General features: G+C 65.9%; 24 protein-coding genes. 11 read left to right on the top strand and 13 right to left on the bottom strand.

All coding sequences use genetic code 11. From position 1 onward, the window contains the following. Positions 1–2: 2 nt before the first annotated feature. Genes nirB through cobA form a run of 4 tightly spaced genes read left to right on the top strand, consistent with a single transcriptional unit; the run spans position 3 to position 6,214 of the window. Positions 3–2,438: a nitrite reductase large subunit NirB gene (gene nirB, locus ACXAJT_RS15475; protein ID WP_475236636.1), complete on the top strand. Its 2,436-nt coding sequence runs from the start codon at positions 3–5 to the stop codon at positions 2,436–2,438. Further along, positions 2,435–2,767 carry a nitrite reductase small subunit NirD gene (nirD, locus tag ACXAJT_RS15470; RefSeq protein ID WP_475236635.1) on the top strand — a complete coding sequence of 111 codons (333 nt, stop codon included), beginning with the start codon at positions 2,435–2,437 and terminating at the stop codon, positions 2,765–2,767. Before nirB ends, nirD begins: the two co-directional genes overlap by 4 nt. Continuing rightward, complete coding sequence (locus ACXAJT_RS15465) at positions 2,767–5,400, top strand: molybdopterin-dependent oxidoreductase (protein ID WP_475236950.1); 2,634 nt, start codon at positions 2,767–2,769, stop codon at positions 5,398–5,400. Before nirD ends, ACXAJT_RS15465 begins: the two co-directional genes overlap by 1 nt. A gap of 10 nt (positions 5,401–5,410) precedes the next feature. Continuing rightward, positions 5,411–6,214 carry a uroporphyrinogen-III C-methyltransferase gene (cobA, locus tag ACXAJT_RS15460; protein WP_475236633.1) on the top strand — a complete coding sequence of 268 codons (804 nt, stop codon included), beginning with the start codon at positions 5,411–5,413 and terminating at the stop codon, positions 6,212–6,214. A gap of 80 nt (positions 6,215–6,294) precedes the next feature. Here cobA and ACXAJT_RS15455 read toward each other — a convergent pair whose 3' ends face one another. The 6 genes from ACXAJT_RS15455 to ACXAJT_RS15430 all read right to left on the bottom strand — a co-directional run bounded on the left by ACXAJT_RS15455 (position 6,295) and on the right by ACXAJT_RS15430 (position 11,270). Next, positions 6,295–6,933, bottom strand: coding sequence for an aspartate/glutamate racemase family protein (locus ACXAJT_RS15455; RefSeq protein ID WP_475236631.1), 639 nt, complete (start codon positions 6,931–6,933; stop codon positions 6,295–6,297). Then, positions 6,933–7,772: an ABC transporter permease gene (locus ACXAJT_RS15450; RefSeq protein WP_475236629.1), complete on the bottom strand. Its 840-nt coding sequence runs from the start codon at positions 7,770–7,772 to the stop codon at positions 6,933–6,935. The genes ACXAJT_RS15455 and ACXAJT_RS15450 overlap by 1 nt, the downstream gene beginning before the upstream one ends. 3 nt (positions 7,773–7,775) lie before the next feature. After that, entirely contained in the window at positions 7,776–8,639 is an 864-nt protein-coding gene (locus ACXAJT_RS15445; RefSeq protein ID WP_475236628.1) for an ABC transporter permease, read from the bottom strand. A 116-nt stretch (positions 8,640–8,755) separates the two neighbouring features. Then, positions 8,756–10,021: an ABC transporter substrate-binding protein gene (locus ACXAJT_RS15440; protein ID WP_475236625.1), complete on the bottom strand. Its 1,266-nt coding sequence runs from the start codon at positions 10,019–10,021 to the stop codon at positions 8,756–8,758. 74 nt (positions 10,022–10,095) lie between these two features. Beyond that, a complete protein-coding gene (locus ACXAJT_RS15435) occupies positions 10,096–11,079 on the bottom strand; it encodes an ABC transporter ATP-binding protein (protein WP_475236622.1) in 984 nt (327 codons plus the stop codon). Between the two features lie 32 nt (positions 11,080–11,111). Then, positions 11,112–11,270, bottom strand: coding sequence for a hypothetical protein (locus tag ACXAJT_RS15430; protein WP_475236619.1), 159 nt, complete (start codon positions 11,268–11,270; stop codon positions 11,112–11,114). A 70-nt stretch (positions 11,271–11,340) separates the two neighbouring features. Here ACXAJT_RS15430 and ACXAJT_RS15425 point away from each other — a divergent pair, with 70 nt between their 5' ends. The 4 genes from ACXAJT_RS15425 to ACXAJT_RS15410 are packed head-to-tail and all read left to right on the top strand — an operon-like array spanning position 11,341 to position 15,119. Then, positions 11,341–12,054 (top strand): GntR family transcriptional regulator, encoded by a 714-nt coding sequence (locus ACXAJT_RS15425; RefSeq protein WP_475236615.1) that lies wholly within the window; start codon positions 11,341–11,343, stop codon positions 12,052–12,054. Continuing rightward, entirely contained in the window at positions 12,051–12,878 is an 828-nt protein-coding gene (locus ACXAJT_RS15420) for a GNAT family N-acetyltransferase (protein WP_475236614.1), read from the top strand. The genes ACXAJT_RS15425 and ACXAJT_RS15420 overlap by 4 nt, the downstream gene beginning before the upstream one ends. A gap of 40 nt (positions 12,879–12,918) precedes the next feature. Next, a complete protein-coding gene (locus ACXAJT_RS15415) occupies positions 12,919–13,596 on the top strand; it encodes an SDR family NAD(P)-dependent oxidoreductase (RefSeq protein ID WP_475236611.1) in 678 nt (225 codons plus the stop codon). Continuing rightward, the gene (locus ACXAJT_RS15410; RefSeq protein WP_475236609.1) at positions 13,593–15,119 is read left to right on the top strand and encodes a cryptochrome/photolyase family protein; all 1,527 of its coding nucleotides are present in this window, start codon (positions 13,593–13,595) and stop codon (positions 15,117–15,119) included. Before ACXAJT_RS15415 ends, ACXAJT_RS15410 begins: the two co-directional genes overlap by 4 nt. A 72-nt stretch (positions 15,120–15,191) precedes the next feature. Here ACXAJT_RS15410 and ACXAJT_RS15405 read toward each other — a convergent pair whose 3' ends face one another. Next, on the bottom strand, positions 15,192–15,407 hold the full coding sequence (locus ACXAJT_RS15405; RefSeq protein ID WP_475236607.1) for a hypervirulence associated TUDOR domain-containing protein: 216 nt from the start codon (positions 15,405–15,407) through the stop codon (positions 15,192–15,194). 60 nt (positions 15,408–15,467) lie between these two features. Next, positions 15,468–17,006 carry an MORN repeat-containing protein gene (locus ACXAJT_RS15400; RefSeq protein WP_475236605.1) on the bottom strand — a complete coding sequence of 513 codons (1,539 nt, stop codon included), beginning with the start codon at positions 17,004–17,006 and terminating at the stop codon, positions 15,468–15,470. Between the two features lie 191 nt (positions 17,007–17,197). On the opposite strand from ACXAJT_RS15400, the gene ACXAJT_RS15395 reads away from it, so the two are divergent. Beyond that, positions 17,198–18,856, top strand: a complete 1,659-nt coding sequence (locus tag ACXAJT_RS15395; protein WP_475236603.1) for an NAD+ synthase — start codon at positions 17,198–17,200, stop codon at positions 18,854–18,856. 28 nt (positions 18,857–18,884) lie between these two features. Here ACXAJT_RS15395 and ACXAJT_RS15390 read toward each other — a convergent pair whose 3' ends face one another. After that, positions 18,885–19,274, bottom strand: a complete 390-nt coding sequence (locus tag ACXAJT_RS15390; protein ID WP_475236601.1) for a metallopeptidase family protein — start codon at positions 19,272–19,274, stop codon at positions 18,885–18,887. A 178-nt stretch (positions 19,275–19,452) separates the two neighbouring features. Here ACXAJT_RS15390 and ACXAJT_RS15385 point away from each other — a divergent pair, with 178 nt between their 5' ends. Beyond that, complete coding sequence (locus ACXAJT_RS15385) at positions 19,453–20,004, top strand: 2OG-Fe(II) oxygenase (protein ID WP_475236599.1); 552 nt, start codon at positions 19,453–19,455, stop codon at positions 20,002–20,004. 25 nt (positions 20,005–20,029) lie between these two features. Here the strand turns inward: ACXAJT_RS15385 and ACXAJT_RS15380 are convergent, their stop codons facing one another. Further along, positions 20,030–20,959: an MBL fold metallo-hydrolase gene (locus tag ACXAJT_RS15380; protein ID WP_475236598.1), complete on the bottom strand. Its 930-nt coding sequence runs from the start codon at positions 20,957–20,959 to the stop codon at positions 20,030–20,032. A 505-nt stretch (positions 20,960–21,464) separates the two neighbouring features. Beyond that, positions 21,465–22,412, bottom strand: a complete 948-nt coding sequence (locus tag ACXAJT_RS15375; protein WP_475236597.1) for a 1-phosphofructokinase family hexose kinase — start codon at positions 22,410–22,412, stop codon at positions 21,465–21,467. Between the two features lie 100 nt (positions 22,413–22,512). On the opposite strand from ACXAJT_RS15375, the gene gltX reads away from it, so the two are divergent. Next, positions 22,513–23,847 (top strand): glutamate--tRNA ligase, encoded by a 1,335-nt coding sequence (gltX, locus tag ACXAJT_RS15370; RefSeq protein WP_475236596.1) that lies wholly within the window; start codon positions 22,513–22,515, stop codon positions 23,845–23,847. Between the two features lie 109 nt (positions 23,848–23,956). Here the strand turns inward: gltX and ACXAJT_RS15365 are convergent, their stop codons facing one another. Then, complete coding sequence (locus ACXAJT_RS15365) at positions 23,957–25,186, bottom strand: DUF2254 domain-containing protein (protein ID WP_475236595.1); 1,230 nt, start codon at positions 25,184–25,186, stop codon at positions 23,957–23,959. After that, positions 25,183–25,749, bottom strand: a complete 567-nt coding sequence (locus tag ACXAJT_RS15360; RefSeq protein ID WP_475236594.1) for a gamma-glutamylcyclotransferase family protein — start codon at positions 25,747–25,749, stop codon at positions 25,183–25,185. Before ACXAJT_RS15360 ends, ACXAJT_RS15365 begins: the two co-directional genes overlap by 4 nt. Positions 25,750–25,770 lie beyond the last annotated feature (21 nt).

Raw genomic sequence — 25,770 nt, 5'->3', positions numbered from 1 at the left:
ACATGGCGAAGAAACTCATCGTGATCGGTGCCGGCATGGCCTCTGGCCGGATGCTCGAACACCTGATCGACGCGGCCCCCGGGGCCTATGACATCACCCTGTTCAACGCAGAGCCGCGCGGCAACTACAACCGCCTGATGCTGTCGCCAGTGCTGTCGGGCGAGAAGACCTACGAAGAGATCGTCACCCATGACGCCGCCTGGTACGAAGAGCGGGGTGTGACCTGCCGCTTCGGCGAAAAGGTCGTCGCGATCGACACCGACAACAAGGTGGTCACCGGCGAGAACGGTCCCCTGCCCTACGACAAGTTGGTCATCGCCACCGGCTCGAACCCGTTCATCATCCCGCTTCCGGGTCACGATCTGCAGGGGGTGATCCCCTACCGCGATCTTGAGGACACGGAAGCGATGATGGCCCTCGGCGCAGGCAAGCGCGCGGTGGTCATCGGCGGCGGTCTTCTGGGGCTGGAAGCCGCCGCCGGCATGGCCGCACGCGGCACAGAAGTCGACGTGGTGCACATCATGGGCCACCTGATGGAGCGTCAGCTTGACGAGGCGGCGGGCTACCTGCTGCGCAAGTCGCTGGTCGACAAGGGCATTCGCATTCACTGCAAGGCCAACTCCAAGCAGATCCTCTCGGACGGCAATGGCCACGTCCGCGCGCTGCAGCTCGACGACGGCACCGAACTCCCCTGCGACCTGCTGGTCATGGCGGTTGGCATCCGCCCCAGCACCGCGCTTGGCAAGGAGGCGGGCCTAGAGGTGAACCGCGGCATCGTCGTCGACGATCACATGGTCACCTCCGATCCAGACGTTCTGGCCTTGGGCGAATGCGTTGAACATGCCGGGGCGATCTTCGGCCTCGTTGCGCCGCTCTACGATCAGGCCAAGGTTCTGGCCAAGACCCTGCTCGGCGAGGAGGCCCGCTTCGTGCAGAAGGAGGTCTCCACCAAGCTCAAGGTCACCGGCTGCGATCTTTTCTCGGCGGGCGACTTCGCCGACGGCGAGGGCCGCGAAGATATCGTCTTCCGTGATCCGGCGCGCGGCGTCTACAAGCGCCTGATCCTCGAAGGGGGCCGCCTGATCGGCGCGGTGATGTATGGCGACACAGCCGATGGCGCGTGGTTCCACGGACTGATCAAAGACGCCACGGATATCGAGGAGATGCGCGAGACGCTGATCTTCGGCCCGGCCTACCAAGGGGGGGCCGCTGCGGACCCTATGGCGGCCGTTGCAGCCTTACCGCGTGACGCGGAGATCTGCGGCTGTAACGGCGTCTGCAAGGGACAGATCGAAGATGCCATCAACGCCGGTGCCGGAGACCTTGGCGCGGTGCGGGCGACCACAAAGGCCAGCAATTCCTGCGGCACCTGCACCGGGCTGGTGGAGCAAATCCTCGCCGTGACCCTGGGCGATGATTTCGTCATCCCCACCGCGCAATCGGTCTGCGGCTGCACCGACCTCAGCCATGAGGACGTGCGCCGGCTGATCAAGTCGCAGGAACTGAAATCGCAGGAGGCGGTGTGGCAGGAACTGGGCTGGACCACCCGCAACGGCTGCCACACCTGCCGTCCGGCGGTGAACTTCTACCTGCTCGCCGACTGGCCGCTCGACTATGTGGACGACCCGCAGAGCCGCTTCGTCAACGAGCGCAACCACGCCAACATCCAGAAGGATGGCACCTACAGCGTCATGCCCCGCATGTGGGGCGGCATGACCACCCCGCAGGAGCTGATGGCGATCGCGCAGGCGGCCGAGAAATACGGCGCCACGGTGAAAGTCACAGGCGGTCAGCGCATCGATCTGCTGGGCGTGAAGAAGGAAGACCTGCCCGCCATCTGGCACGATCTCAATCAGGCGGGCATGGTCTCGGGCCACGCCTACACCAAGGGTCTGCGCACGGTGAAAACCTGCGTCGGCAGCGAATGGTGCCGCTTCGGCACGCAGGACAGCACCGGGCTCGGCATCAAGCTGGAACGTCGTCTCTGGGGCTCTTGGACGCCGCATAAGGTCAAGCTCGGCGTCTCGGGGTGCCCGCGCAACTGCGCCGAGGCCACCTGCAAGGACGTCGGCATCGTCTGTGTCGACAGCGGCTTCCAGATCGGCGTTGCCGGGGCCGCGGGCATGGACGTGAAAGAGACCGAGCGTCTGGTGGACGTGCCCACCGAGGAAGAGGCGATCGAATGGACCGTCGCCTTCGTGCAACTTTACCGCGAACACGCCAAGTATCTCGACCGGCCTTACAAGTGGGTCGCCAAGGTCGGGCTCGACTGGGTGAAGGAGACGCTGGCCGACGCCGCCGAACGGCAGGCGCTGGTCGAGCGCTTCGATCTCTCCCAGTCCGTCTATCAAAAAGACCCATGGGCCGAGCGGGCCAAGCCGGAGGTGGCGCGCCGCTTCCACCCGCTCGCCGATCTCACGCTGGAGGCTGCGGAATGAGCTGGATCGACATCGGACATATCGACGACATCCCCCTGCGCGGGGCGCGGCTGGTGAAAACCCCGGTGGGCTGCGTGGCGATCTTCCGCACCGCCGAGGCCGAGGTCTTTGCCGCCTCCAACGCCTGCCCGCACAAGGCCGGGCCGCTGTCCGAGGGCATCGTGCACGGCCAGAAGGTCACCTGCCCTCTGCACAACTGGGTGTTCGATCTGAACACCGGCGAGGCGCAGGGCGCCGACGAGGGCCGCATCGCCACCTACCCGGTGCGGCTTGAGGGCGAACGCATCCTGCTCGACGGCGTCGCCGTCGGAAAGCGGAGTGCCGCGTGATGGACGGCTCGGGCCTGCCTGAAATCCGCTCGACCTGCGCCTATTGCGGCGTCGGCTGCGGCGTGCTGCTGCGTCCCGACGGGGCGGGCGGGCTCGACGTGCGCGGCGATCCCGCGCATCCGGCAAACAAGGGGCGGCTCTGCTCCAAGGGCTCGCAACTGGGCGAGACGGTGGGGCTGGCGGGTCGCCTGCTGGCCCCGCGGGTGAACGGGGCCGAGACGGGTTGGGACACCGCGCTCGACCTCGTTGCCCTGCGTTTTCGCGAAACCATCGCCGCGCACGGGCCCGACAGCGTCGCCTTCTACGTCTCGGGGCAGTTGCTGACCGAGGATTATTACGTCGCCAACAAGCTGATGAAGGGCTTCATCGGCTCGGCCAATATCGACACCAACTCGCGGCTCTGCATGGCCTCGACCGTGGCGGGCCACAAGCGCGCCTTCGGCACCGACACCGTGCCCGGCACCTACGAGGACCTCGAAGAAGCCGATCTGGTGGTGCTGGTGGGCAGCAACCTTGCGTGGTGCCACCCGGTGCTGTTCCAGCGCGTCGTGGCAGCGAAAAAGGCCCGGCCCGGCATGAAAGTCGTCGTGGTCGATCCGCGCCGCACCGCCACCTGCGACGCCGCCGATCTGCATCTGCCGCTGAAGCCCGGCACCGATGTAGCGCTGTTCAACGGGCTGCTGTCCGAGATCGCCGCGCAAGGCGCAGTGGACGCGGGTTTCATGGCGCATGTTGAAGGGTTCGATGCCACGCTCGAGAGCGCCTCGGACGACGATCCCGCCCGCACCGGCATCGACGCGGCCACGCTTCGGCAATTCTACGATCTCTTCGTGCGGACCGAGAAGGTCGTCACCGTATTTTCGCAGGGCGTGAACCAGTCCTCCTCGGGCACGGATAAGGTGAATTCGATCCTCAACTGCCACCTCGCCACTGGTCGCATCGGCAAGCCGGGCATGGGACCGCTTTCGGTCACCGGCCAGCCCAACGCCATGGGCGGGCGTGAGGTTGGCGGTCTGGCCAATATGCTGGCCTGCCATCTCGATATCGAGAATATCTCCCATCGCTCTGCCGTTCGCGAATTCTGGGGCTCGCCGACGATCCCCGACACACCGGGGCTGAAGGCCGTCGACCTGTTCAAAGCTGTGGGCGAAGGCAGGATCAAGGCGCTCTGGGTGATCCACACCAACCCCGCCGTGACCATGCCCGACGCCGACCGGGTGCGCGCCGCGATCAAGGATTGCCCCTTCGTCGTGGTCAGCGACATCACCGCCGCCACCGACACTGCGCGGCTGGCAGATGTGCTGCTGCCTGCCGCCGCATGGGGCGAGAAGGAGGGCACCGTCACCAACTCCGACCGCACCATTTCACGCCAACGCGCCGCCCTGCCAGCGCCGGGCGAGACAAAGCCGGATTGGGAAATCCTCTCGGAAGTGGGAAAGCGCATGGGTTGGCCTTCGGCCTTTGACTACGCTTCTCCTGCCGAGATCTTCCGTGAGTACGCCGCGCTATCGGGGATTGCGGGAGGATTCGGCAAGGATTTCGACATCTCCGGCCATGCGGGTCTCTCCGATGGCGAGTACGCCGCGCTCGCGCCGTTCCGCTGGCCCTACGCCGGGACCCGCTCGGGCGGACGGTTCTTCGGAGACGGCGCTTTTTACACCGAGACCGGCCGCGCCCGCATGGTGCCGGTCAAATGGAGGGATTTCGCCCACAAGACCGCGCGGCGCTTCCCCTTCCGCCTCAACACCGGGCGCATCCGCGACCAGTGGCACACGATGACCCGCACGGCGCGTTCGCCGCGGCTCTCGTCCCACCTTGCCGAGCCCTTCCTCGAGATCCACCCCACGGATGCGGCAGCGCTGGCCATTTCGCCCGCAAGCCTCGTGCGTGTCACCTCCACTCACGGAACCGCAGTGCTGCGGGCGCTGATCACTGACAAGGTGCAAAAGGGCGAGGTCTTTGCCCCCATGCACTGGACCGGCGAGACCGCGCCCGCGGCACGGGTGGATGCCCTCGTGCCTCCCGTCACCGACCCGATCTCTGGCCAGCCCGAGAGCAAGGGCGCGGTGGTCGCGCTCGCGCCCTTTGCGGCCAAGTGGTACGGCTTCGCCGTCTCCTGCACCGAGATGGCTCCCGAGAGCGACTATTGGGCCGTCGCCCGCACCGAGAGCGGCTGGCGGCTAGAGATGGCCGGCGGCGACACGCCCGCCGACTGGGAATCCGAAGCGCGCCGCCTCTTCGACCTGCCCCGCGCCGAGGCGCAGGTGGTCGCCGATCCGCGCCGCGGCTCGGTCCGCATCGCCTTCCACGCCGAGGGTCGGCTGCTGGCCGCGCTATTTGTCTCACCCGAGCCGGTGATGGTGATGCGCAGCCATGTCGCCGCCCTGCCCGGCGAAGAGGCGCCGCACGTGCTCACCGGTCGCGCCCCCGCCGACCAGCCCGACCCGGGCCCGGTGGTCTGCGCCTGCTTCAACGTGGGCGTGAACACCATTCTGGACGGCATTGAAACGCAGGGCCTGATGAGCGTCGACGCGATCGGCGCGGCACTGCAGGCCGGAACCAACTGTGGTTCCTGCCGCCCCGAACTGGCCGCGCTTCTGGCGCGTGCCAAAGCCCCCGAAGCCGCAGAGTGAGGACCCCGAGATGAGCGTTCTTCCCAGCTTTCCGCTTCCCGCACCCGGCGACATGCCGACGAAGGGAACGATTACGCTCGTCGGTGCCGGGCCCGGCGCGGCGGACCTGCTGACTTTGCGCGCGGTCTCGCGGCTGCAGTCGGCCGATGTGATCTTCTACGATCGGCTGGTCGACCCCGAAGTTCTGGCGCTGGCTGGGCCGCGGGCCGAGCTGGTCTTCGTCGGCAAGGAGGTCGGTGCGCATTCCTGGCCGCAGGAGCAGATCAACGCCGTCATCGTTGCCGCGGCTCTGCGTGGGCAGAATGTCGTGCGCCTCAAATCCGGCGACCCCGGTATCTTCGGCCGCGCCGCCGAAGAGCTAGAGGCCGCGCGAATGCATGGTATCGAGACCGAGATCGTGCCCGGCGTGACAGCGGCCATGGCCGCTGCCGCCCGCGCTGGCATGCCGTTGACCACCCGCGGCGAGACCGATGCACTGGTGCTGGCCACCGGCCATGCCCGCGCCGGTGATCCCATGCCCGACTGCGCCCGCCACGCCCGGCCCGGCGTTGCACTGGCGCTCTACATGGCGGTGAGCCAGTCGGAGCGGATCACCCGCTCGCTGCTGGAGACGGGAATGCCCGAAGACGCCCCGCTGACCATCGCGGTGGAGGTCTCGAAACCCGGCGAACGGATCATCACCGGGCGCCTTGTCGAGCTGCCGGAACTGCTGGCGCGCCACAAGGTGACCGGCTGCGCGGCGATCATCGCGAATTGGCCGAAGATGGCGAGAGGCGGGGTGGCACAAAGAGCGGCGGCCGAGGCTCTGGCCTGAGCCGCCCCCCGAAACGGTAGCCGGGAAACTATGGCCGGGCGAACGCGCCGGTTGCTGAAACCTCGAAATTGCTCGGCCGGTCAGAGCGCCAAGATCAGCCGCGCCGCGCTTTCCACGCCGTCGATCACCGGCTTGTCGAACCGCGCCCGCAGTTCCGCCGTCAGCTGTGCCATGCCGGCACAGCCGAGGATCACGCAATCCACGCCGTCTCCCGCCATGGCGCGGGCGGTCTCGGCAGCCACAGCCTCGGTCGCGGCCTCCGGCTCTTCCTCCAGCGCCAGCACCGGCACGTCAGAGGCGCGGACCTTGCCCAGCAGATGCTCGAACCCGGATCCGATGATATTGCCCTCAAGGATCGGAACGGAGACCGCGAGGGTGGTCACCACAGAAAAGCTCCAGCCCCGCAGCGCCGCCACGTGATAAGCCGCCTGCCCGATGCCGATCACCGGCACCTTTGAGCGCGCCTGCGCCGCCTCAAGCGCGGTGTCGTCGAAACAGGCGATAACAATGCCCTCAAAGCCTTCGGCATTGGCCTTGTCGATCAGCTCGAGCAAGCTCGGCGTGGCTTTCAACCCATCCTCGTGGCCCTGAATGGCGGGCGGGCCGCCAGCGTTGGTCCAGCCCTCCAGCGTCACCCCCGGCACCGAGGCGCGCGCGACCTCCAGCATGCCTTCGGTCATCGCCGCGGTGCTGTTTGGGTTGATGATCACATAGGCCATCAGACCATGCCCTTGCCGGCGTCGGACCCCTGCCTCGCGCGGCGTTTGTTCATCGACCACACCATCAGCAAGAAGACCCCGATGATGATCAGCGAAAACACGGTGGTCAGCGTGCCGAGCGCGAAGATCACTGGCGTGGTGACATTGGTGGTCATGCCGTAGATCTCCAGCGGCAGCGTGTTGTAGCTGCCCGCGGTGAGCAGGGTGCGGGCGAATTCGTCATAGCTGAGGGTGAAACCGAAAAGCGCCACCCCGATCAGCGAGGGCGCGATGATCGGCAGCACCACGTGTTGCAGCGCCTGCCAGTTGCTCGCGCCCTGATCGCGGGCCGCCTCTTCGAAGGATTTGTCGAAGCGGTTGAACACGGCAAACATGATCAGCAGGCCAAAGGGCAGCGTCCACGTCAACTGCGAGCCAAAGCCCGAGCTCGCCCAGTGGATCGGCAGCCCGGCTTGGCTGAAGATAAGGCCGACGCCCAGCGACACGAGGATCGAGGGGATCACCAGCGAGGTGATCACCAGATAGAACAGCACCGCGTTGCCGGCGAAACGCTTGCGGAACGCCAGACCGCCCATGATCGAGACCACCACTGTGGTGACCATGACCAGCAGGCCAAGCACGAGGCTGCGGCGGAAGCTGCCCCAGATGTCGCCCACCGCTTGCTGCTCGAACAGGTCGAAGAACCAGTGCAGCGAGACGCCGCGCATGGGGAAGGTCAGACCGCCCTGCGGGCCTTGGAAGCTGAGGATCGCGATGGTGAAGGTGGGGCCGTAGAGGAACAGCAGAAACAGCACGAAGAAGGCGCCGAGCACGTAGAACGAGCGGGGACGGGATTCCATGGATCAGAGCTCCTTGCGGATGTCGACGAAGCGCAGAAGGATGCCGATGACCATCAGCACGGTGACCAGCAGCACCACCGCCGTGGCCGAGGCCGAGGGGTATTGCAGTAGCGCGATGTCGTTCTGGATGAGGCGGCCAACGTTGGCCGATTGCGAGCCTGACATGAACCGCACCGTAACGAAGTCGCCCATCACCAGTGTGACAACAAAGATCGTGCCGATCATGATGCCCGGCTTGCACAGCGGGATGATCACGTTGGTCAGCGTCTGGAAGCCCGAGGCACCGCCGTCATAGGCCGCCTCGATCAGCGATTTGTCGATGCGCATCATGGTGTTGAAGATCGGCACCACCATGAACAGCGTGTAAAGATGGACGAAGGCGAGGATCACCGAGAAATCCGAGTAAAGCAGCCATTCCACCGGCTCGTCGGTGATGCCCGCCGAGATCAGCGCCGAGTTCGCCAGCCCGTTGCGCCCGAGGAAGGGGATCCACGAGATCATCCGGATGATGTTCGAGGTCCAGAACGGGATAGTGCAGAGCAAAAAGAGCGCGATCTGCCACGTCTGCGTCCGAACGTGGAAGGCGAGGAAATAGGCCACCGTGAAGCCGATCACCAAGGTACAGGCCCAGACGATCAGCGCGTATTTAATCGTGTTTCCGAACACCCGGTAGGTCACCGGTGAGCCGAAGAGAAAGTCGTAATTTTCCCAGCTGAAGGCCGGAATGATCGAGAATTCCGTCGCCTGCCAAAAGCTGACGATGACGATCATCACGATGGGCAGCACCAGAAAGAAGATCAGGACCAGCGTCAGGGGCGAGGCCAGCAGCCAGCCGGTCAGGTGTCGGTTGTTTTCGCCAGCGCGCATGTGGCCTCCGGTCAGTATGTGTTGCGGCGCACCGCATCAGGGTGCCGCGCCCCGGGCACATCCGGGGCGCGGCGATCTCGGTCAGGACCAAGGTGTGGAGGTCAGACCCGAGAGGATCAGGCCGCGATGAACTCGTTCCACTTGCGGACCATGTACTGATTTTCGTCCATGACGGCGTTCCAGCAGGCAACAGAGCCCATGCGCTCTTCGAACGAGCCGCCGTCGCGCACTTCGCCGGCCTGCGCCATGGCGTCGCCGAACGGGTTGGTGATGGTGTCGGTGGCTTCCTTGCCCTCGAACCAGTAGCCCCACTCGTTCTCGGACATGTGGTTTTTCGAGGTTTCCGGAACCGCCGAGTAGTAGCCCTGACGCATCAGGAAGCCGCCGACCCAGCCGTCGAGGTACCAGTTGATGTACTCGTAGGCCGCATCCAGTTCGAGCCCCGAAAGGTTCTTCGACAGGCCGATGCCGCCGCCCCACGAGCGGTAGCCCTCTTTCAGCGGCTGGTAGACGCAGTCGATGCCGCGCGATTTGACCGCGGTGATCGCCGGCGACCACATCGACTGGATCACCACCTCGCCCGAGGCCATCAGGTTGACGCTCTCGTCGAAGGTCTTCCAGAAGGCGCGGAACTGGCCGTTGCGCTTGGCTTCGGTGAAGATCGCCATGGTCTTGTCGATCTCTTCGCGGGTCATGTTGCCCTTGTCGCCATACTGGATCTCGCCCATGGCCTCGCAGACCATCGCCGCGTCCATGATGCCGATCGACGAGATGTCGAGGATCGAGGCCTTGCCGGCGAACTCGGGGTTCAGCAGTTCGGCCCAAGTGTCGATCGGACGGCCAATGAGGTCGGGACGGATGCCCAGAGTATCGGCGTTGTAGATCGTCGGGATGAGCGTCATCCAGTTGGTCTGCTCGTTGGCGAAGGTGGTGCCATCGGGACCATCGGTGAAGCCCACGGTGTGCGGTGCGGTGCCTTGGGCGATTTCCGACTCGGGCGTCAGCTTGCCGTCTTTGAAGATGCCGACGATCTTGTCGTAGTTCTTGATCTTGCTGACATCCATCGCCTGCAGGTTGCCTGTCGGCCAGACCTTCTTACAGATCCAGTATTCGATGTCGGCGATGTCGAAGCTGCCGGGCTGGGTGGCGGCGCGCTGGGTCACGGCGTCGGAATCGAGCGCGGTCATCTCGAGCGTGAAGCCGAGGTCTTCCTTCACCTTCTGCGCCACTTCGTTGAGGTTCGACACGCCGGTGCCGAACTGGCGCAGGGTGACGTCCTTGATGTTCTGCGCCCAGATCATCGGTGCCGGGAAGGCGGTTGCCGCACCGGCAGCGGCGGCGCCTTTCAGCAGGCCGCGGCGGCTGAGTTTCTTCGTCGTCATGTCCTAACTCCCTGTGTTGGACTGGTGCACTTCGGCCTTTAGGCCCGGACCTTTTGCGGCCCTTCTTGCCGCCTTCAGGCCGAAAGCGGATGCAGTGCCTGGTCGTCCCAGACCAGGCCCACCCCGTCGCCGGGGGATTTCGGATCAGAGAAGAATTGCTCTTCGGGCACCCACGCGGTGATGTCCTGATCACCCGCGGCCAGCACGGTCACCGCCACATGCGCGCCCTGAAACTCCACCGAGGTGACGCGGCCATCAAGCTTGGCGCCCTGCTGCGGCGCGATGCGCGTCAGGTCGTTGCGGATGGCGAAATGGCCCTGCGGCAACGCCAGCACGTTGTGCCCGCCCATGAACCGCGCGACGAACTCGGTCTTGGGGCTGTTGAACACGTCGCGGGCGGGGCCCGCCTGTTCGATCACCGCGTTGTTCATCACGACGATCTCGTCGGCCAGCGCCAGCGCCTCGTCCTGCCCGTGGGTCACATGCACGAAGGTGATGCCAAGCTCGCGCTGCAGGCGCTTGAGCTCGGCACGCATGCGGACGCGCAGGAACGGATCGAGCGCCGAGAGCGGCTCGTCGAGCAGCAGGATCTGCGGCTCGGTGATCAGCGCGCGGGCCAGCGCCACGCGCTGCTGCTGGCCGCCCGAAAGTTGCGAGGGCAAACGCTCGGCGTATTGCGTCATATCGACGAGCGACAGCATCTCCATCGCCTTCTTACGCCGGGTGGCGGCGTCGGTGCCCTTCATCTTGAGGCTGAAGGCGACGTTGTCGGCCACCGTAAGGTGCGGGAACAGCGCGTAGCTCTGGAACATCATCGCCGTGCCGCGCTTGGCCGGGGGCAGATGCGAGATGTCGCTGCCACCCAGCACGATCGAACCGTCGCTGACCGTCTCATGCCCCGCGATCATCCGCAGGGTCGAGGATTTGCCGCAGCCGGACGGCCCCAGAAGGCAGGCATAGACGCCGGACCCGAAGTGATGGTTGATCGCGTCGACCGCGACGGTCTCGCCGTAGCGCTTGGTCAGGCCGACGAGTTCGAGATCGAGTCCTTGGCGCATGTGTCCCCCGTGGATCTGCGTGTATCGCAGCTTCAGTTGCTGACCGATCCTGTCCCCGCGCCCCGCGAAAAACGAAGCACGGGCAGCACCGCGACAGAGCAAATTCTTTGTGTCGCCCAAATTTTCACCAAAAATCCCTTGGTATGTGCACTTTCTGATTTCTGATTGTATACGATCTGAGTGAATTCCATATGCAATCATCTCCTCGCTTGTGCGTTCGGCACGGCTCAGAGAGATTGGAGATCCAACAGAGAGGCCGAGATGACAGCGAGAGGGGCGGCGCCAGCCAGCCGCGGAAAGGGCACCAAGGGATCAAAGGCGCGGGCCGTGGCCGACGCGCTCACCCTCGCCGTGCACGAGCATCGTCTGGCGCCGGGGCTGAAGCTCAACGAGGACGAGGTCGGCGAGATCTTCGGCGTGGGGCGCACCATCGTGCGCTCGGCGCTGCAGATGCTCGCGCATGACCAGCTTGTGACCATCGAGCCCAACCGCGGCGCCTTTGTCGCCGCGCCCACGATCCGCGAGGCCCGAGAGGTGTTTGAGGCGCGCGCCCTGCTGGAACCGCGCACCGCCCGCTCGGCGGCCGAGCGCATGACCCCCGAAGCGGCGGCGCGACTGCGCCAGCACAATGCCGAGGAACACGCGGCGCTGGATCGCGGCGAATATGGCACCGCCGTGCGCCTGTCGGGTGCGTTCCACATTGAGATCGCCCGCATCGCCGACCAGTCCACCATAGCGGATTTCATCACCCAGCTGATCGCCCGCTCGTCGCTGGTGATTTCACTTTACTGGCGCAGACCCAAGGCAATGTGCGAAACTCATGCACATGAGGCGCTTCTGACCGCTCTGGAACAGGGCGATGGCGCCACGGCGGAGGATCTTATGAAAGGGCACCTGTTGGACCTGCTATCTTCGCTCGATCTGCGCGAGGCCCCGGCCACACCGCACAGCCTGCGTGAGGCGCTACGGCCATGATGTTGCGCACGATGACCAAGACCGACCTTGGCCGCGCGCTGGACTGGGCGGCGGACGAAGGGTGGAACCCCGGCCTCGAAGACCTTGATCCGTTCTACGCGGCAGACCCAGAGGGGTTATTCTGCGCCGAGCTTGGCGGGCATATGGCCGCCGCGATTTCGGTGGTGAACCATTCCGACGGCCTTGCCTTTCTCGGGCTCTATCTCTGCGCCCCGGCTTACCGCGGGCAGGGCATCGCGCATGCCCTCTGGCTGCACGCGATGAAACACGCCGGCAAGCGCAGCGTCGGGCTCGACGGGGTGCCCGCGCAGCAGGAGAACTACCGTAAATCGGGCTTCACGCTCGCCGGGCAGACCAAACGCTACGCCGGCCCGCTGAAGCCCGGTCCGGGCAAAGGCGTGCACTCTGCTGCCGCCAACGAGCATCCGGCATTGATCGCAATGGAGGCCAAGGCTTGCGGCTATGCCAAACCCCGGTTCAACGGCGCGTGGCTGGAGCCCGCGCAAACACGGTTCACGCTGGTCCATCGCACCGACGGAAAGGCGGATGGCTTCCTCACCCTGCGCCGATGCCATGAAGGCTGGAAGATCGGCCCGCTCTGCGCCCCCGATCTGCCAGTGGCACAAACGCTGCTGGAGGCCGCAGCGGCGCATACCGGCGACGATCAGGTGATGATCGACCTGCCTGCCGAGTCCGCCGCGCTGGCCGCGCATTGCCTTGCCATGGGGATGCAGCCGGTGTTCCACACCGCCCGCATGTATCGGGGACCGGCGCCGTTGCCCGGTGGCGGGCAGAACGCGGTGGCCACACTGGAACTGGGCTGAGCGGCTTGCCGAGCGCCCCGGCCCCGCTATTTCGGCGGGCATGACCGGAACTTTTGAACGCGCACTTGTCATCGGATCGAGCGGCGGCATCGGCAGCGCCCTAGCTGCGGCGCTGGACGCGGGAGGCGGCGAGGTGACCTGCCTGTCGCGCCGCGAACACGGCCTCGACGTGACCGACGAAGCATCGGTCGAGCGCCACCTCGGCGCGCTCCACGGCAGCTTCGATCTGATCCTTGTCGCCACCGGCGCGCTGAGCGCCGAGGGATCGGCCCCGGAAAAGACCCTGAAATCGCTCGATCCGGCGCAGGTGATGCAGCAGATGGCGATCAATGCGCTTGGCCCGGCGCTGGTGCTGAAACACGCCATGCGGCTGCTGCCTCGGGACCGCCGGGCGGTGTTTGCCGCGCTTTCGGCCCGCGTCGGCTCGATCGGCGACAACCGGCTCGGCGGCTGGTATTCCTACCGCGCCTCGAAGGCGGCGCTGAACCAGATGATCCGCACCGCCTCGGTGGAACTGGCGCGCACACACAAGCAACTGGCCTGCGTTGCGCTGCACCCCGGCACGGTGGCAACGCCCTTCACCGCCGACTACCTCGGGCGGCATCCCGCCGTACCGCCTGACGAAGCCGCGCAGAACCTGCTGAATGTGCTGGGCGATCTGGACGCCGAACAGACCGGGCGCTTTTACGACTGGGCCGGCAAGGAGGTGGCGTGGTGAGCCGCCTCGTGCTGGTGCTGGGCGACCAGCTGTCGGAGGATCTGATCGCGCTGCGCCGCGCCGACAAGGCGCAGGACGTGGTGGTCATGGCCGAGGTCGCTGCCGAGACCGAGTACACCGCACACCATCCCAAGAAGATCGCGCTGATCTTCGCCGCCATGCGCAAATTCGCCGCCCGCCTGCGCGAAGATGGCTGGGACGTGCGCTACAGCCAGCTTGACGACACCGAGAACGCCGGGTCGATCCCCGGCGAACTGCTGCGCCGGGCCGAGGAGACCGGCGCGCGCGAGGTGCTGGCGACCGAACCCGGCGAATGGCGGCTGATCGAAGCGCTGCGCGAGACGCCGCTGGATGTCACGCTGCTGGAGGACGACCGTTTCCTCGCCACGCACGCCGAGTTCGAGGATTGGGCCAAGGGGCGCAAGGTACTGCGGATGGAGTATTTCTACCGCGAGATGCGCCGGAAGACCGGGCTCTTGATGGACGACGGCAAGCCCGAGGGCGGCGAGTGGAATTATGACTCCGAAAACCGCAAACCTCCGCCCGAGGGCATCGCTCACGGCGGCCCCATGAGCTTCACGCCCGATGACACCGTCAACGAGGTGCTCGATCTGGTGGAGGCGCGGTTTTCCAAGAACTTCGGCACGCTGCGCCCGTTCCATTTCGCCACAGACCGCGGGCAGGCCAAGCGCGCCCTGGCGCATTTCATCCGCTACGCGCTGCCCGAGTTCGGCGCCTATCAGGATGCCATGCTGGACGGACACAAGTACCTGAACCACGCGCTGGTCTCGCCCTACATCAACATCGGCCTGCTGTCGCCGCTGGAGGTGTGCGAAGCGGCCGCGGAGGCTTATCGCAAAGGCGATGCGCCGCTGAACTCGGTCGAAGGCTTCATCCGCCAAATCATCGGCTGGCGCGAATACGTGCGTGGCATCTACTTCCACGAAGGCCCCGACTATCCGCGGCGCAACCGGCTCAACCAGCAGCGCGCCTTGCCGCCGCTCTACTGGGGCGCGGAGACGAAGATGCGCTGCCTGTCGAAAGCCGTCGCGCAGACCCGCGACGAGGCCTATGCGCATCACATCCAGCGGCTGATGGTGACCGGGAACTTCGCGCTGATCGCCGGGATCGACCCGGCGCAGGTGCATGAGTGGTACCTGTCGGTCTATGCCGACGCCTTCGAGTGGGTCGAGGCGCCCAACACCGTGGGCATGAGCCAGTTCGCCGACGGCGGGGTGATCGCCTCCAAACCCTATGTCTCGTCGGGCGCCTATATCGACCGCATGTCCGACCACTGCAAGAACTGCGCCTACAGCGTGAAGCAGAAGACCGGCGAGGGTGCCTGTCCGTTCAACCTGCTCTACTGGCACTTTCTGACCCGCCACCGCGAGCGGTTCGAGAGCAACCCGCGGATGGGCAATATGTACCGCACGTGGGACCGGATGGACGACGCCAAGCGCGAGACCGTGCTCTCCGAAGCGGAGGATTTTTTGTCTCGCATGTCAGCTGGCGAGACGGTCTGAACGCCTAGCACCGGGGCCTGTGGCGCGGCAGGGATTTGCGTATTTGAGAAGAGAAGAAGCGCAGGTGGCGGCTCAGGTCTTCTCCAGCTCGGTTTCGAGCTTCAGCACGCGACCGCCATCGTCCTGTTCGATCAGGAAGGCGGGCGAGTCCGATGACCCGTTGCGTGTGATCTCTTCGCCTTCGATCTGCCGCGTCACCCGGCGCTCGAAGCGCTCTGCGATCTTGCCTGTGGCGCTGCCTGCGCCCCAGTTCCACTTTACGTTCTCTCCGACCTGAAACTTGCTCATCGCGTCGCCTCCCTTGGCTTGTGCAAGGAAAACACGTGACCGGCGCCGGATGTTCCGAGGTCACTCGGTGGCGGGTTCCGCAGCGGGTGCGTCTGCCGGCGCTTGCGCCTCCGTTTCCGCGTCTTCGGCAGCGCCGTCGTCCGGCGTGTCCGCGGAGGGCGCATCTTCGGCAGGCCGCTCGCTCTCTTGCACCGGGGTGTCCGTGGTCAGCACGCCATTGACCCATTCGCCGGTGCTCTGCTCGCCGGTGGCATAGCGCATGGTACCCTCGCCCTGCCGCTTGCCGTCCGCGAAATTGCCCTCGTAAACGTCGCCATTGGCGTAGGTGGCCACACCCTCACCCTCGATCTCGCCATCGACCCAGGCGCCTTCGTAGGTGAACCCGTCGGGCATGGTGATCCGGCCCTGACCGTGGCGCTGACCATCGCGGAAGGCGCCGGTGTAGACGGTGCCGTCGGGATAGGTGGCCGTGCCCATGCCGTGGCGCTGGCCGTCCTGCCAGTCGCCCTCGTAGCGGTAGCCGTCGGGGTAGGTCATCACGCCCTGCCCGTCGTTGCGCGCGTTCTTGAACGTGCCTTCGTAGACGAGCCCATTGGCGTAGCGCGCGACTCCCTCGCCTTCGATCACGCCGTCGACCCAAGCGCCCTCGTAGGTCGAGCCGTCGGGATAGGTGATCTTGCCGGTGCCATTGGCGAGATCACCGAGGAAATCGCCTTCGTAGACCGAGCCGTCGGGATAGGTGACCTTGCCCTGCCCCTCGATCTGGCCCGAGACCCAGTCACCCTCATAGCGGTAACCGTCCTCGCCGATGAAGGTGCCGACACCCTGGCGCTGGTCATTGTCGAAGGCGCCGTCGTAGATGTCGCCATTGGCGTAGGTGACCTTGCCCTGCCCTTCGCGGCGACCGTCGACAAGTTCACCCTCGTAGATATCGCCATTGGGCTGGGTCAGCTTGCCGACGCCGTCGATCTGGCCCTCGCGCCACGTGCCCTCGTAGATCAGCCCGTCGGGCATGGTCAGCTTGCCCTGCCCGTCACGCAGCCCGTTGGCCACCCGGCCCTCGTAGAGCGAGCCATCGGGATAGGCGATCTCGGCGTTGCCCTGCTTGACGCCGTTCACCCAGTCGCCCTCGTAGCGATAGCCGTTGGGGCCGGTCATCACGCCGCGCCCGTGGTGCAGCGCGTTGCGGAAGGCACCCTCGTAGCGCATGCCATTGGCGTATTGCATGACGCCCCGGCCGGTGATCTTGCCGTCGAGCCAAGACCCCTCGTAGGTGCCGCCATCGGCAAAGACGATGCGGCCGATGCCCTCGGGCTTGCCCTTGGCGAACTGCCCTTCATAGACCGAGCCATTGGGGAAGCGCGCGACACCCTCGCCGCGGATCTCGCCCTCGACCCAGGCGCCGGTGTATTCGTAACCGTTGGGCATCCGGTAGGTGCCAGTGCCGTGCTGCAGGCCGTTCTGGAACGTGCCTTCGTAGACCCCGCCATCATCATACTGCTTGGTCTGCACCTCGCCATCCTCAACCTGCGCGAGCGCGGGAAAGGTCAGCGCCGCAACGGCCACTGCCGAAAGGATGGTTCTGCCTGAAAGCTTCATGCGAAATCCCTGCCGGACCTGTGCCGGATGCCTGTTGTTTTCCGCCGAAAATCGGCCCCTCTGCCGCCGCGAAACTAAACAACACCCCCTTGGCTGACAATCTCTTTTGCCCGTTCTTTACCATGGGCTTCTTCCCCTCGGGCGTGGTTCTGCTATGTGGGCACGCGGATGTGACCGAAAGGATGGGGCTCATGGCCGACCGTTTCCGCCTGACCATCGCGCAGTTGAACCCGACCGTGGGGGATCTTGCGGGCAATGCCGCGAAGGCAAAGGACGCTTGGGAGAAGGGCCGCGAGGCCGGTGCCCAGCTTGTCGCCCTGCCCGAGATGTTCATCGCCGGCTACAACGCGCAGGACCTGCCGATGAAGCATGCCTTCACGCTGGATTGCATGGAGGCGGTGCGCAAGCTGGCCGAGGACTGCGCCGACGGCCCGGCGCTGGCGATCGGCTGCCCTTGGGTCGAGGGGACCGAGCTTTACAACGCCTATCTGATCTGCCGCGACGGGCGCATCGTCACGCAGGTGTTCAAGCACCACCTGCCGAACTACGGCGTCTTCGACGAGGTGCGGATCTATGACAGCGGTGCCATCGGCGGCCCCTACGCGGTGGGCAACGTGCGCATCGGCTCGCCGATCTGCGAGGACGCGTGGTACGAAGACGTGGCCGAGACGCTGGCCGAGACCGGCGCCGAGTTCCTGCTGGTGCCCAATGGCTCGCCCTACCGTCGCAACAAGCACGAGACGCGCCTGAACAAGATGGTCGCGCGCGTGGTCGAGACCGGCCTGCCGCTGATCTATCTCAACATGGTGGGCGGTCAGGACGACCAGATCTTCGACGGCGGCTCCTTCGTGCTGAATCCCGGCGGGCAGGCGGCGTCGCAACTGCCGGTCTTCGAAGAAGAGATCGCCCACGTTGATCTGGTGCGCACCCCCGAAGGCTGGCGCGCCGAGGACGGGCGGTTCGTGCAGCATCCGAGCGAGATGGAGCAGGACTACCACGCCATGGTGCTGTCGTTGCGCGACTACTGCCGCAAGACCGGCTTCGGCAAGGTGCTGCTGGGTATGTCGGGCGGCATCGACTCGGCGCTGGTGGCGACCATCGCCACCGATGCGCTGGGTGCCGAAAACGTGCGCTGCGTGATGCTGCCGTCGGAATACACCTCCGAGCATTCGCTGGAGGATGCCAAGGCCTGCGCCACCAATCTCGGCTGCCACTACGACTTTGTGCCGATCGCCGAGGGCCGGGACGCGATCACCAACACGCTGGCGCCGCTGTTTGCCGGGCGCGATGCCGATCTTACCGAAGAGAACATCCAGTCGCGCCTGCGCGGGCTACTGCTGATGGCGATGTCGAACAAGTTCGGCGAGATGCTGCTGACCACCGGCAACAAGTCCGAGGTGTCGGTGGGTTACGCCACGATCTACGGCGACATGGCGGGCGGCTACAATCCGATCAAGGATCTCTACAAGACGCGCGTCTTCGCCATCTGCCGCTGGCGCAACGAGAACCAGCGCCCGTGGATGAAGGGCCCCGAAGGTGCGGTGATCCCCGAGCGGATCATCACCAAGCCGCCCTCGGCCGAGCTGCGCGAAGACCAGAAGGACAGCGACAGCCTGCCCGACTACCCGGTGCTGGACGGTATTCTGGAGATTCTCGTGGACCGTGACGGCTCGATCGCCGATTGCGTCGATGCCGGCTATGCGCGCGAAGATGCCAAGAAGGTCGAGCACCTGCTCTACATCTCGGAATACAAACGCTTCCAAGCGGCGCCGGGCGCGCGCTTGTCGCAAAAGGCCTTCTGGCTCGACCGGCGTTACCCGATCGCCAACCGCTGGCGCGACAACGGGTGAGGCAAGGCGCGGGCCGCGTGGTCCGCGCCTATTCCCACCAGCGGTCGATGCTGGCGATGTCGTCGTCGGACCAGCCAAAATGGTGCGCAAATTCGTGCACCGTGACATGGGCGATCAGCGCGTCCAGGTCCACGTCGCCACGATCGCGCCATTCCTGCAGGATCGGCTCGCGGAAGATCCACACGGTGTCGGGATAGGGGGACGGCCAGCTGGTCGATTTCTCGGTCATCGGCACGCCCTCGTAGAGACCCGTCAGATCGAGCGGATCGTCGATCTGCATCTCCCGCAGGATATCCTGCGGCGGCCAGTCCGCGACCTGCAGCACCACTTCCGCAGCAGCGGCGCGGAAAGGGTCGGGCAGGGCATTAACCGCGGCGCGGGCCATGGTCTCGAAGGCGGCAAGATCGGGCGTTGTCATGCATGCGGATATGGCCCCGCGCGCGGGCAGAGAAAAGGGCCAACCAGCACGAAGGGCGGCGGGACCGAAGGTGGCGACGCAAAGACGCGTCGCATTCCTCCCTTCATGTCGCAATTGGCGCAGATTGCCCGCCACACTCGCCCTAAAGGCGCGCGTCCGCGTTCAGGAGTGTCCCCGCATGATCACCGTCCACAGCATCCCGCAGGCCTTTTCCGAGGCCGACTGCAGCCGCCTTATCGAGATCTCGCGCAACGCAGAGACCTCGGACGCGCGGCTGGTGGGCCAGCAGCGTGCGCATAACATGCGCCGCGCCGATCTGGTGTGGCTCGACGATGTGGAAGACACCGGCTGGGTCATGGATCGGATCATCGAACTGGTGCGTGACGCCAACCGATCCGCCTATGACTTCGCGCTGGATGCCTTCGACGAAAGCGCGCAGGTGGCGCGCTATGGCGCTGAGCGCGAGGGACATTTCGACTGGCATTCGGACATCGGCGAAGGGCGGCTCGCAGCGCGCCGCAAGCTGACGATGGTGGTGCAGCTTTCTGATGAAGGGGCGTATGAGGGCGGCGCGCTGGAACTGATGCCGTCAAACCATGTGGTCGCGGCGAAAAAAGAGCGCGGCACCGCCACGCTCTTTCCGTCTTACATGCTGCATCGGGTCACGCCGGTGACCGGCGGCGAGCGGCACTCGCTGACCATCTGGGCGCACGGGCCGGCCTTTCGCTAGGGCCGGCCGCCCCACGTGCGATACGTCAGGTCATCAACAGCTGGTAGGTGTGCGGCATGTAGCGGAAGCCATCGCCGTCGGCCTCGACGTAGCCCACCGCCGGGAACGGCATGTGGTAGCCGATGAAAGGCGTCTTCTCTTCGGCCAGCGTGCCGAGAATCTTGCGCCGCGACGAGGCCGCCAGTTCCTTGTCCATGTCGAAGCGCACTTCCCAGTCGGGCTTGCCCACGGACCAAACGTAGTGGTTCGCCAGATCGGCGGTGAGCATCAGTTTCTGGCCGCCGCTTTCAAGCATGAAACACATGTGGCCGGGCGTGTGTCCCGGTGCCAGCACCGAGGTGATCCCCGGCGCGACCTCATCGCCGTTGCCGAGGAAACTGAACTGATCCTCCAGCGGGCGCACCTTGCTTTCGAAAGTGTCGTTGCCCGCGGCGCTCCAGTGGTCCCATTCTTGTTGCCCGGCCACCGGCGCAGCGTTGGAAAACGTCGGCGTGCCGCCGTCCGACAGGCCGCCGATGTGGTCGCCATGCATATGGGTGATCACCACGTGGGTCACATCCTCGGCGGCATAGCCCGCCGCCTCGACCGCCTCGGTGATGCCCGCCGGATCAAGCCCGGTGTCGAACAGGATCACCGCCTCTCCGGTGTTAACCAGCGTCGGGGTGAAAAAGAACTGCGCCTTGTCCGTCGGGATATGCGCGGCCTGCGAAACCTCTGCGAACTCTTCTTCGCTGACGTTCATCCCGAAGGTGCCCTGCGGGTCGGGCACGGTGCGTGTGCCCGCCATCATCGCCGTGACCTCGAAATCTCCGAGCGGCACCCGGTAGGTGCGTGGCACCTGAACCCCCTGCGCCGATTGCGCGCGGGCCGGTGCGGCACCGGTCAGCCCGGCGGCAAGGGGAAGCGCGGCAGCACCGGTCAGCGCCGTACGGCGGGTGATCTTGTCCTTGTCCATAATCCTCATCCTCTCCTGCGTTGCATGCCTACCTGAGTCTACGAATGGCGTTTTCCGCCTTGGGAAGACTAGCTCACGCGGTGCGTCAGGCCAGTTTCGCGGCGCTGACAGGAGATCACATCCACGTTTTGCAAAACGTTAAGAGGAATCGCCGTAGCCCATCCGGGCACAGATGCCGGCCCGCAGAGGCCCACCCGGCGCCGGGGCGCCTAGGCGCCTGTCGCCGCGATGGTCCGGTCGGCGCGCTCAAGAACAGGCGCACCACTTCTCTCTCGGTTTCGCCATCTTTGGCGAGATCGCGCATATCCTGCCCGGTCAGATCTTCTGGCCAGATCTTCCGGCCAGTCCTTGCAGCGGCGACCGCTGTACGGGCAGGACCAAGCCGCGGTCGCCTGACCGCGCCTCTCCGGCGCCCCCGGTCAACTCTCTCTGGCCGGGGGTTTGCATTTCCGCGCTTTAGCGCCTGCGCCAGCCCCCAGCCCAGTCCGTGAAGCAGAACTGCGGCTCAGATTTCGCTGGCCCCGCATTGATCCAGCAGGTCGTGGATCATCTCGCGGGTGGACAGGCTTGTGCCCGGCGTCGTGACCGTCGCGCTGGCCGCGGCAGCCCCGAGGGCGAGCGCCTCTGGCGCGCTGAGCCCTGAGGAAATGCCAAAGGCGTAGGCCCCCACGAAACTGTCCCCGGCGCCTACCGCCGACAGCACCGAAACCTTGGCCGCGCTGACCTGCCACAGCCCGTCCGGTCCGGCCATCACCGAGCCATCGGCGCCGCGCGCAAGGATCACCCGCTCGGCCGCGCCGCGGGCCACAAGCTCGGCGGCGAAACCGGCGGAATCGGCGCGGCTCATCAGCGGGCGGCCCGCCAGTTCCTCGGCCTCCAGGCTGTCCATGCGCAGCACCGACGGTGCCGGGTCGGTGCCGCGCGCCAGCGCCTCAAGCACCGGCCCAGACGTGTCGACGATGACATAGGCCCCGCGCCCTCGCAGCGCCCGGCACAATTCGGTCGGGAAATCGTCGGGCACCCCCGGCGGCTGGCTGCCGCTAAGCACGACGATCCCGCTTTGCGGAACCGTGCTGGCGATCGCATCCAGCGCGTCCATCACGTCGCCTTCGCTCCAGACCGGGCCCGGCATGACGAAGCGGTACTGCTCGCCGGTCTGGCGGTCATGGACGGCAAAGCTCTCGCGCGTTTCGCCCGGCGATTTCATCCGCACCATGGGCAGGCCCAGTTCGGCCAGCGCCGCCTCAAGCCGCATGCCCGTCGGTCCCGACAAGGCCACGAAGGCGCGCGCCGGCCCACCCAGTTCGGCCGCCAGCCGCGCGACGTTGATGCCACCACCGCCGGGATCGACGGCGGGCGTGTCGCAGCGCAGCTTGGGGCCCGCTTCGACGCGATCGGCGGTTGTCGACAAATCGAGCGCGGGGTTCAGCGTAACGGTCAGAATGTCTCTCATGAGGCGGAGAATACACCGGATGCCCGCCCCGCCAAGGGCTGGCGAACTGGACAAACCGCCGCGCTTGTGAAATTGCCACCCGCGTATGCAGGAGGCTAGCATGACCACCACCCGTTTCGCACCGTCGCCCACCGGTCACATCCATGTGGGCAACCTCCGCACCGCGCTGTTCAACTACCTGATCGCGCGCAAAGCCGGCGGCACGTTCATCCTGCGCATCGACGACACCGATGCCGAGCGCAGCAAGGAAGAATACGTCGACGGCATCAAGCGCGACCTCGAATGGCTCGGTCTGCACTGGGACAAGACGGAGCGACAGAGCACGCGGCTCGACCGCTACCACGCCGCTGCCGACGAACTGCGCGAGATGGGCCGTTTCTACGAGGCCTTCGAAACGCCGACCGAACTGGATCTGAAGCGCAAGAAGCAGCTCAACATGGGCAAGCCGCCGGTCTACGACCGTGCCGCGCTGGATCTCACGGACGACGAGAAAGAGGCGCTGCGCGCCGAGCGCGGCAACGGCGTCTGGCGCTTCAAGCTGATCCAAGAGCGGATCGACTGGACCGATGGCATCCTCGGCGACATCTCGATCGACGCCGCGTCGGTGTCGGACCCGGTGCTGATCCGCGGCGACGGGCAGATCCTCTACACGCTGGCCTCGGTGGTCGACGACATGGATATGGGCGTCACCAACATCGTGCGCGGCTCGGACCACGTCACCAACACCGCGACGCAGATCCAGATCATCGAAGCGCTCGGCGGCACGCCTCCGGGCTTTGGCCACCACTCGCTGCTGACCGGCCCGCAGGGCGAGTCGCTGTCCAAGCGTCTTGGCGTGCTGTCGATCCGCGATCTGCGCGAGGCGGGTGTTGAACCCGAGGCGCTGCTGTCGCTGATGGCTCGTCTCGGCTCGAGCCAGCCGGTGGAACTGCGCACGTCGCTGGACGAGATCGCCGAAGGCTTTGAACTGAGCCAGTTCGGTTCGGCCCCGACCAAGTTCGACGAGCAGGACCTCTACCCGCTGACCGCACGCAAGCTGCACCAGCTGCCGCTGGAGACCGTCGCGCCGCAGCTGACAGAGATCGGCGTGCCCGCTGACAAGCAGGAACTGTTCTGGTCCGTGGCGCGCGACAACATCACCACCCGCAAGGACATCCCCGGCTGGTGGGCGCTGTTCCGCGACGGTGCCGAGCCGCTGATCGCCGACGAGGACCGCGAGTTCATCGCCGAGGCGATGTCGCTGCTGCCCGAGGGCCCCTACACCCGCGACACGTGGGGCGAGTGGACCAAGACGGTGAAAGAAGCGACCGGCCGCAAGGGCAAGGGGCTGTTCATGCCGCTGCGCAAGGCCCTGACGGGTCTCGAGCGCGGACCGGAAATGGCCGACGTGCTGCCGCTGCTGGAGAAGATCCCGGCAAAGGATCTAGCGAAGTAAGCGCCGCATCATCTGAATGCCAAAAAGGCGGGCCCTTGGGTCCGCCTTTTTCACTTCGAAACGACCATGCGCTGCCCGCTCGGCTTCGGTCTTAGTTTTGCGGAGCGCCTCAGCCGTCCTCCCGCTTTCCCGCCAGCCACGCCTTGTCGGCCTCCACGGTGAAGGCGGCCTCGGCATGGGCGAAAGCGTAGGCGCGGGTGTCCTTGGCGGCAGCGGCCAACGCCGGCCAGTCAGAGCGGCGCAGCACGTTCATCGCCGTCAGCACGCAGCCAATCACCTCGGGGCGTGCCGCGCCGTCGCGGATCAGCGGATGAAACCCGTCTTCGATCAGATGCGCCGGGTCGAGCGGCGCCATCTGCACATGCGGGAAATCGGGCGTATCCTCGGCGGGTCGGCCCAGACCGAACAGCATCCGTTTCAGCCGCTGCACCACATCGATTGCCGTGCCCGGATCGTTGACCGCAGGCGACAGGGCGCGCAGCGCGATCTCGTTCATCACCATCACGCCGTAGCGCGCGTCCTGCTCCATGGTGCGCTCTTCGCCCAAGGTGAAGCACGCGCAGATGTCATCCGGCTCCACATGGCCGCCAGCGACCTGGCCCAGCGGCATTCCCGGCACCAGATGCGCACCGGGGTGGGCGGAGACGCGGAAGATCGCCTCGCGCTCGGCCAGCTTCTCCTCAAGCGCCTCAAAGTTGATGTATTGCACATAGCCCGCGGTCGTCGCCGGGACGTCGCGCGCATCCGCTGGCAGCGCATGATCGGGCCGGGCTGCGCCCAAGGCGGGCCGCTTCATCGCCCGCTGCAGGGGCGGCAGGGCGCTGGTCTCGACCCGCTGCAGCGTGTGATCCATGCTGCCCATCACGCTCAGATGGCCGATCCAGCGCAACATGGCGAGGATCACGGTGACGATGCTGGCGATGGTCAGAAAGAAGATGACCACCGCCGAGGCCTCGGAATAGAGTCCCGCATTGAACAGCACCAGCGCCGTCAGCGAGAACAGGAAAGTGCCGGTGAAGGCCGCGAGAGCCGTCTGCGCCGTGCTGTCCTCGAGGTGCAGCCGGTAAGCGCGCGGCGTGGCCTGACTGGCCGCCGACTGGAAGGCCTGCACCATGACCGACAGCGAAAACGTCGTCACCGTCAACATCGTGGTGGCGAGGATCTGCAAGATGGGCTTGGCCGCCTGCGCGCCGAAACGATCCTGCCAATCCTGCGGGATCAGAGGCTGCAGCACCGGCGCAAGCGCCACCGCGACCAGCGCCAGCAGCGCTCCGAACAGCACCCGCACCCCCAGCCGCTTCGACAGCCGGTAGAGCATCAGGAGCCAGCTTGGGGTCATCTGCTGAACACCTGCGCCCCGACCTGCAGCAGCGCAGCGTCGACAAAACCGCGCTCGGCGTCGCTGAGGCTCTGCGCCCTCGGATAAAGCGGCTTTGCGCGATCATTCAGGATCGGTGCCTGCCAGTCTCCGGTGCTGGCCAGAAAGCGCTCTGCCCCCGCCTTGCCGAACTCACCAAGATAGCCCTGCAGGACCACGTCGAGATAGCTCAGCAGCACCGGGTGCTCGGTGTCGGGCGGCAGCCGGTCGCATTCTGGAACGACGTAGATCGCCAGTTCGTCCACCGTAGGTGCCTCGTGATGCACGTCGTCGCGCGCATCGGTGCGGTCGTAGTCGGCCTCGCGCTGGTCCAGAGCCGCCCAGCCCTTGTCGGAGACCGGCGCAATTAGCCCTTCGATCTGCGAGCCCGGATCGCGCGAGACGGTCAGCAAAGACACCGGACGCCCCGGCACCCGCGCCCAGACGCGCCGCCAGCCTTTCGCCACCGCCTTATGCGCGGGATCGAAGCCGTGGGTCCTGCGGTTGACCAGCGAGCCGTAACCGAAAAAGAATGATGTGCTCATTTCTCGTCTTTTCTGAGTTCA

The organism is Salipiger sp. ABF4_146, from assembly GCF_056161345.1.
This window is presented reverse-complemented; position numbering and strand designations above follow the sequence as displayed.

Coding starts and splice junctions, on each gene's coding strand:
- ACXAJT_RS15375 (WP_475236597.1), bottom strand. CDS start 22,412: ATGAGAGACATTCTGACCGTTACGCTGAACCCCGCGCTCGATTTGTCG.
- ACXAJT_RS15365 (WP_475236595.1), bottom strand. CDS start 25,186: ATGACCCCAAGCTGGCTCCTGATGCTCTACCGGCTGTCGAAGCGGCTG.
- nirB (WP_475236636.1), top strand. CDS start 3: ATGGCGAAGAAACTCATCGTGATCGGTGCCGGCATGGCCTCTGGCCGG.
- ACXAJT_RS15445 (WP_475236628.1), bottom strand. CDS start 8,639: ATGCGCGCTGGCGAAAACAACCGACACCTGACCGGCTGGCTGCTGGCC.
- ACXAJT_RS15430 (WP_475236619.1), bottom strand. CDS start 11,270: ATGGAATTCACTCAGATCGTATACAATCAGAAATCAGAAAGTGCACAT.
- ACXAJT_RS15465 (WP_475236950.1), top strand. CDS start 2,767: ATGGACGGCTCGGGCCTGCCTGAAATCCGCTCGACCTGCGCCTATTGC.
- ACXAJT_RS15400 (WP_475236605.1), bottom strand. CDS start 17,006: ATGAAGCTTTCAGGCAGAACCATCCTTTCGGCAGTGGCCGTTGCGGCG.
- ACXAJT_RS15405 (WP_475236607.1), bottom strand. CDS start 15,407: ATGAGCAAGTTTCAGGTCGGAGAGAACGTAAAGTGGAACTGGGGCGCA.
- ACXAJT_RS15380 (WP_475236598.1), bottom strand. CDS start 20,959: ATGGACAAGGACAAGATCACCCGCCGTACGGCGCTGACCGGTGCTGCC.
- ACXAJT_RS15360 (WP_475236594.1), bottom strand. CDS start 25,749: ATGAGCACATCATTCTTTTTCGGTTACGGCTCGCTGGTCAACCGCAGG.
- ACXAJT_RS15415 (WP_475236611.1), top strand. CDS start 12,919: ATGACCGGAACTTTTGAACGCGCACTTGTCATCGGATCGAGCGGCGGC.
- ACXAJT_RS15385 (WP_475236599.1), top strand. CDS start 19,453: ATGATCACCGTCCACAGCATCCCGCAGGCCTTTTCCGAGGCCGACTGC.
- ACXAJT_RS15395 (WP_475236603.1), top strand. CDS start 17,198: ATGGCCGACCGTTTCCGCCTGACCATCGCGCAGTTGAACCCGACCGTG.
- nirD (WP_475236635.1), top strand. CDS start 2,435: ATGAGCTGGATCGACATCGGACATATCGACGACATCCCCCTGCGCGGG.
- ACXAJT_RS15435 (WP_475236622.1), bottom strand. CDS start 11,079: ATGCGCCAAGGACTCGATCTCGAACTCGTCGGCCTGACCAAGCGCTAC.
- ACXAJT_RS15440 (WP_475236625.1), bottom strand. CDS start 10,021: ATGACGACGAAGAAACTCAGCCGCCGCGGCCTGCTGAAAGGCGCCGCC.
- cobA (WP_475236633.1), top strand. CDS start 5,411: ATGAGCGTTCTTCCCAGCTTTCCGCTTCCCGCACCCGGCGACATGCCG.
- ACXAJT_RS15420 (WP_475236614.1), top strand. CDS start 12,051: ATGATGTTGCGCACGATGACCAAGACCGACCTTGGCCGCGCGCTGGAC.
- ACXAJT_RS15455 (WP_475236631.1), bottom strand. CDS start 6,933: ATGGCCTATGTGATCATCAACCCAAACAGCACCGCGGCGATGACCGAA.
- gltX (WP_475236596.1), top strand. CDS start 22,513: ATGACCACCACCCGTTTCGCACCGTCGCCCACCGGTCACATCCATGTG.
- ACXAJT_RS15390 (WP_475236601.1), bottom strand. CDS start 19,274: ATGACAACGCCCGATCTTGCCGCCTTCGAGACCATGGCCCGCGCCGCG.
- ACXAJT_RS15450 (WP_475236629.1), bottom strand. CDS start 7,772: ATGGAATCCCGTCCCCGCTCGTTCTACGTGCTCGGCGCCTTCTTCGTG.
- ACXAJT_RS15425 (WP_475236615.1), top strand. CDS start 11,341: ATGACAGCGAGAGGGGCGGCGCCAGCCAGCCGCGGAAAGGGCACCAAG.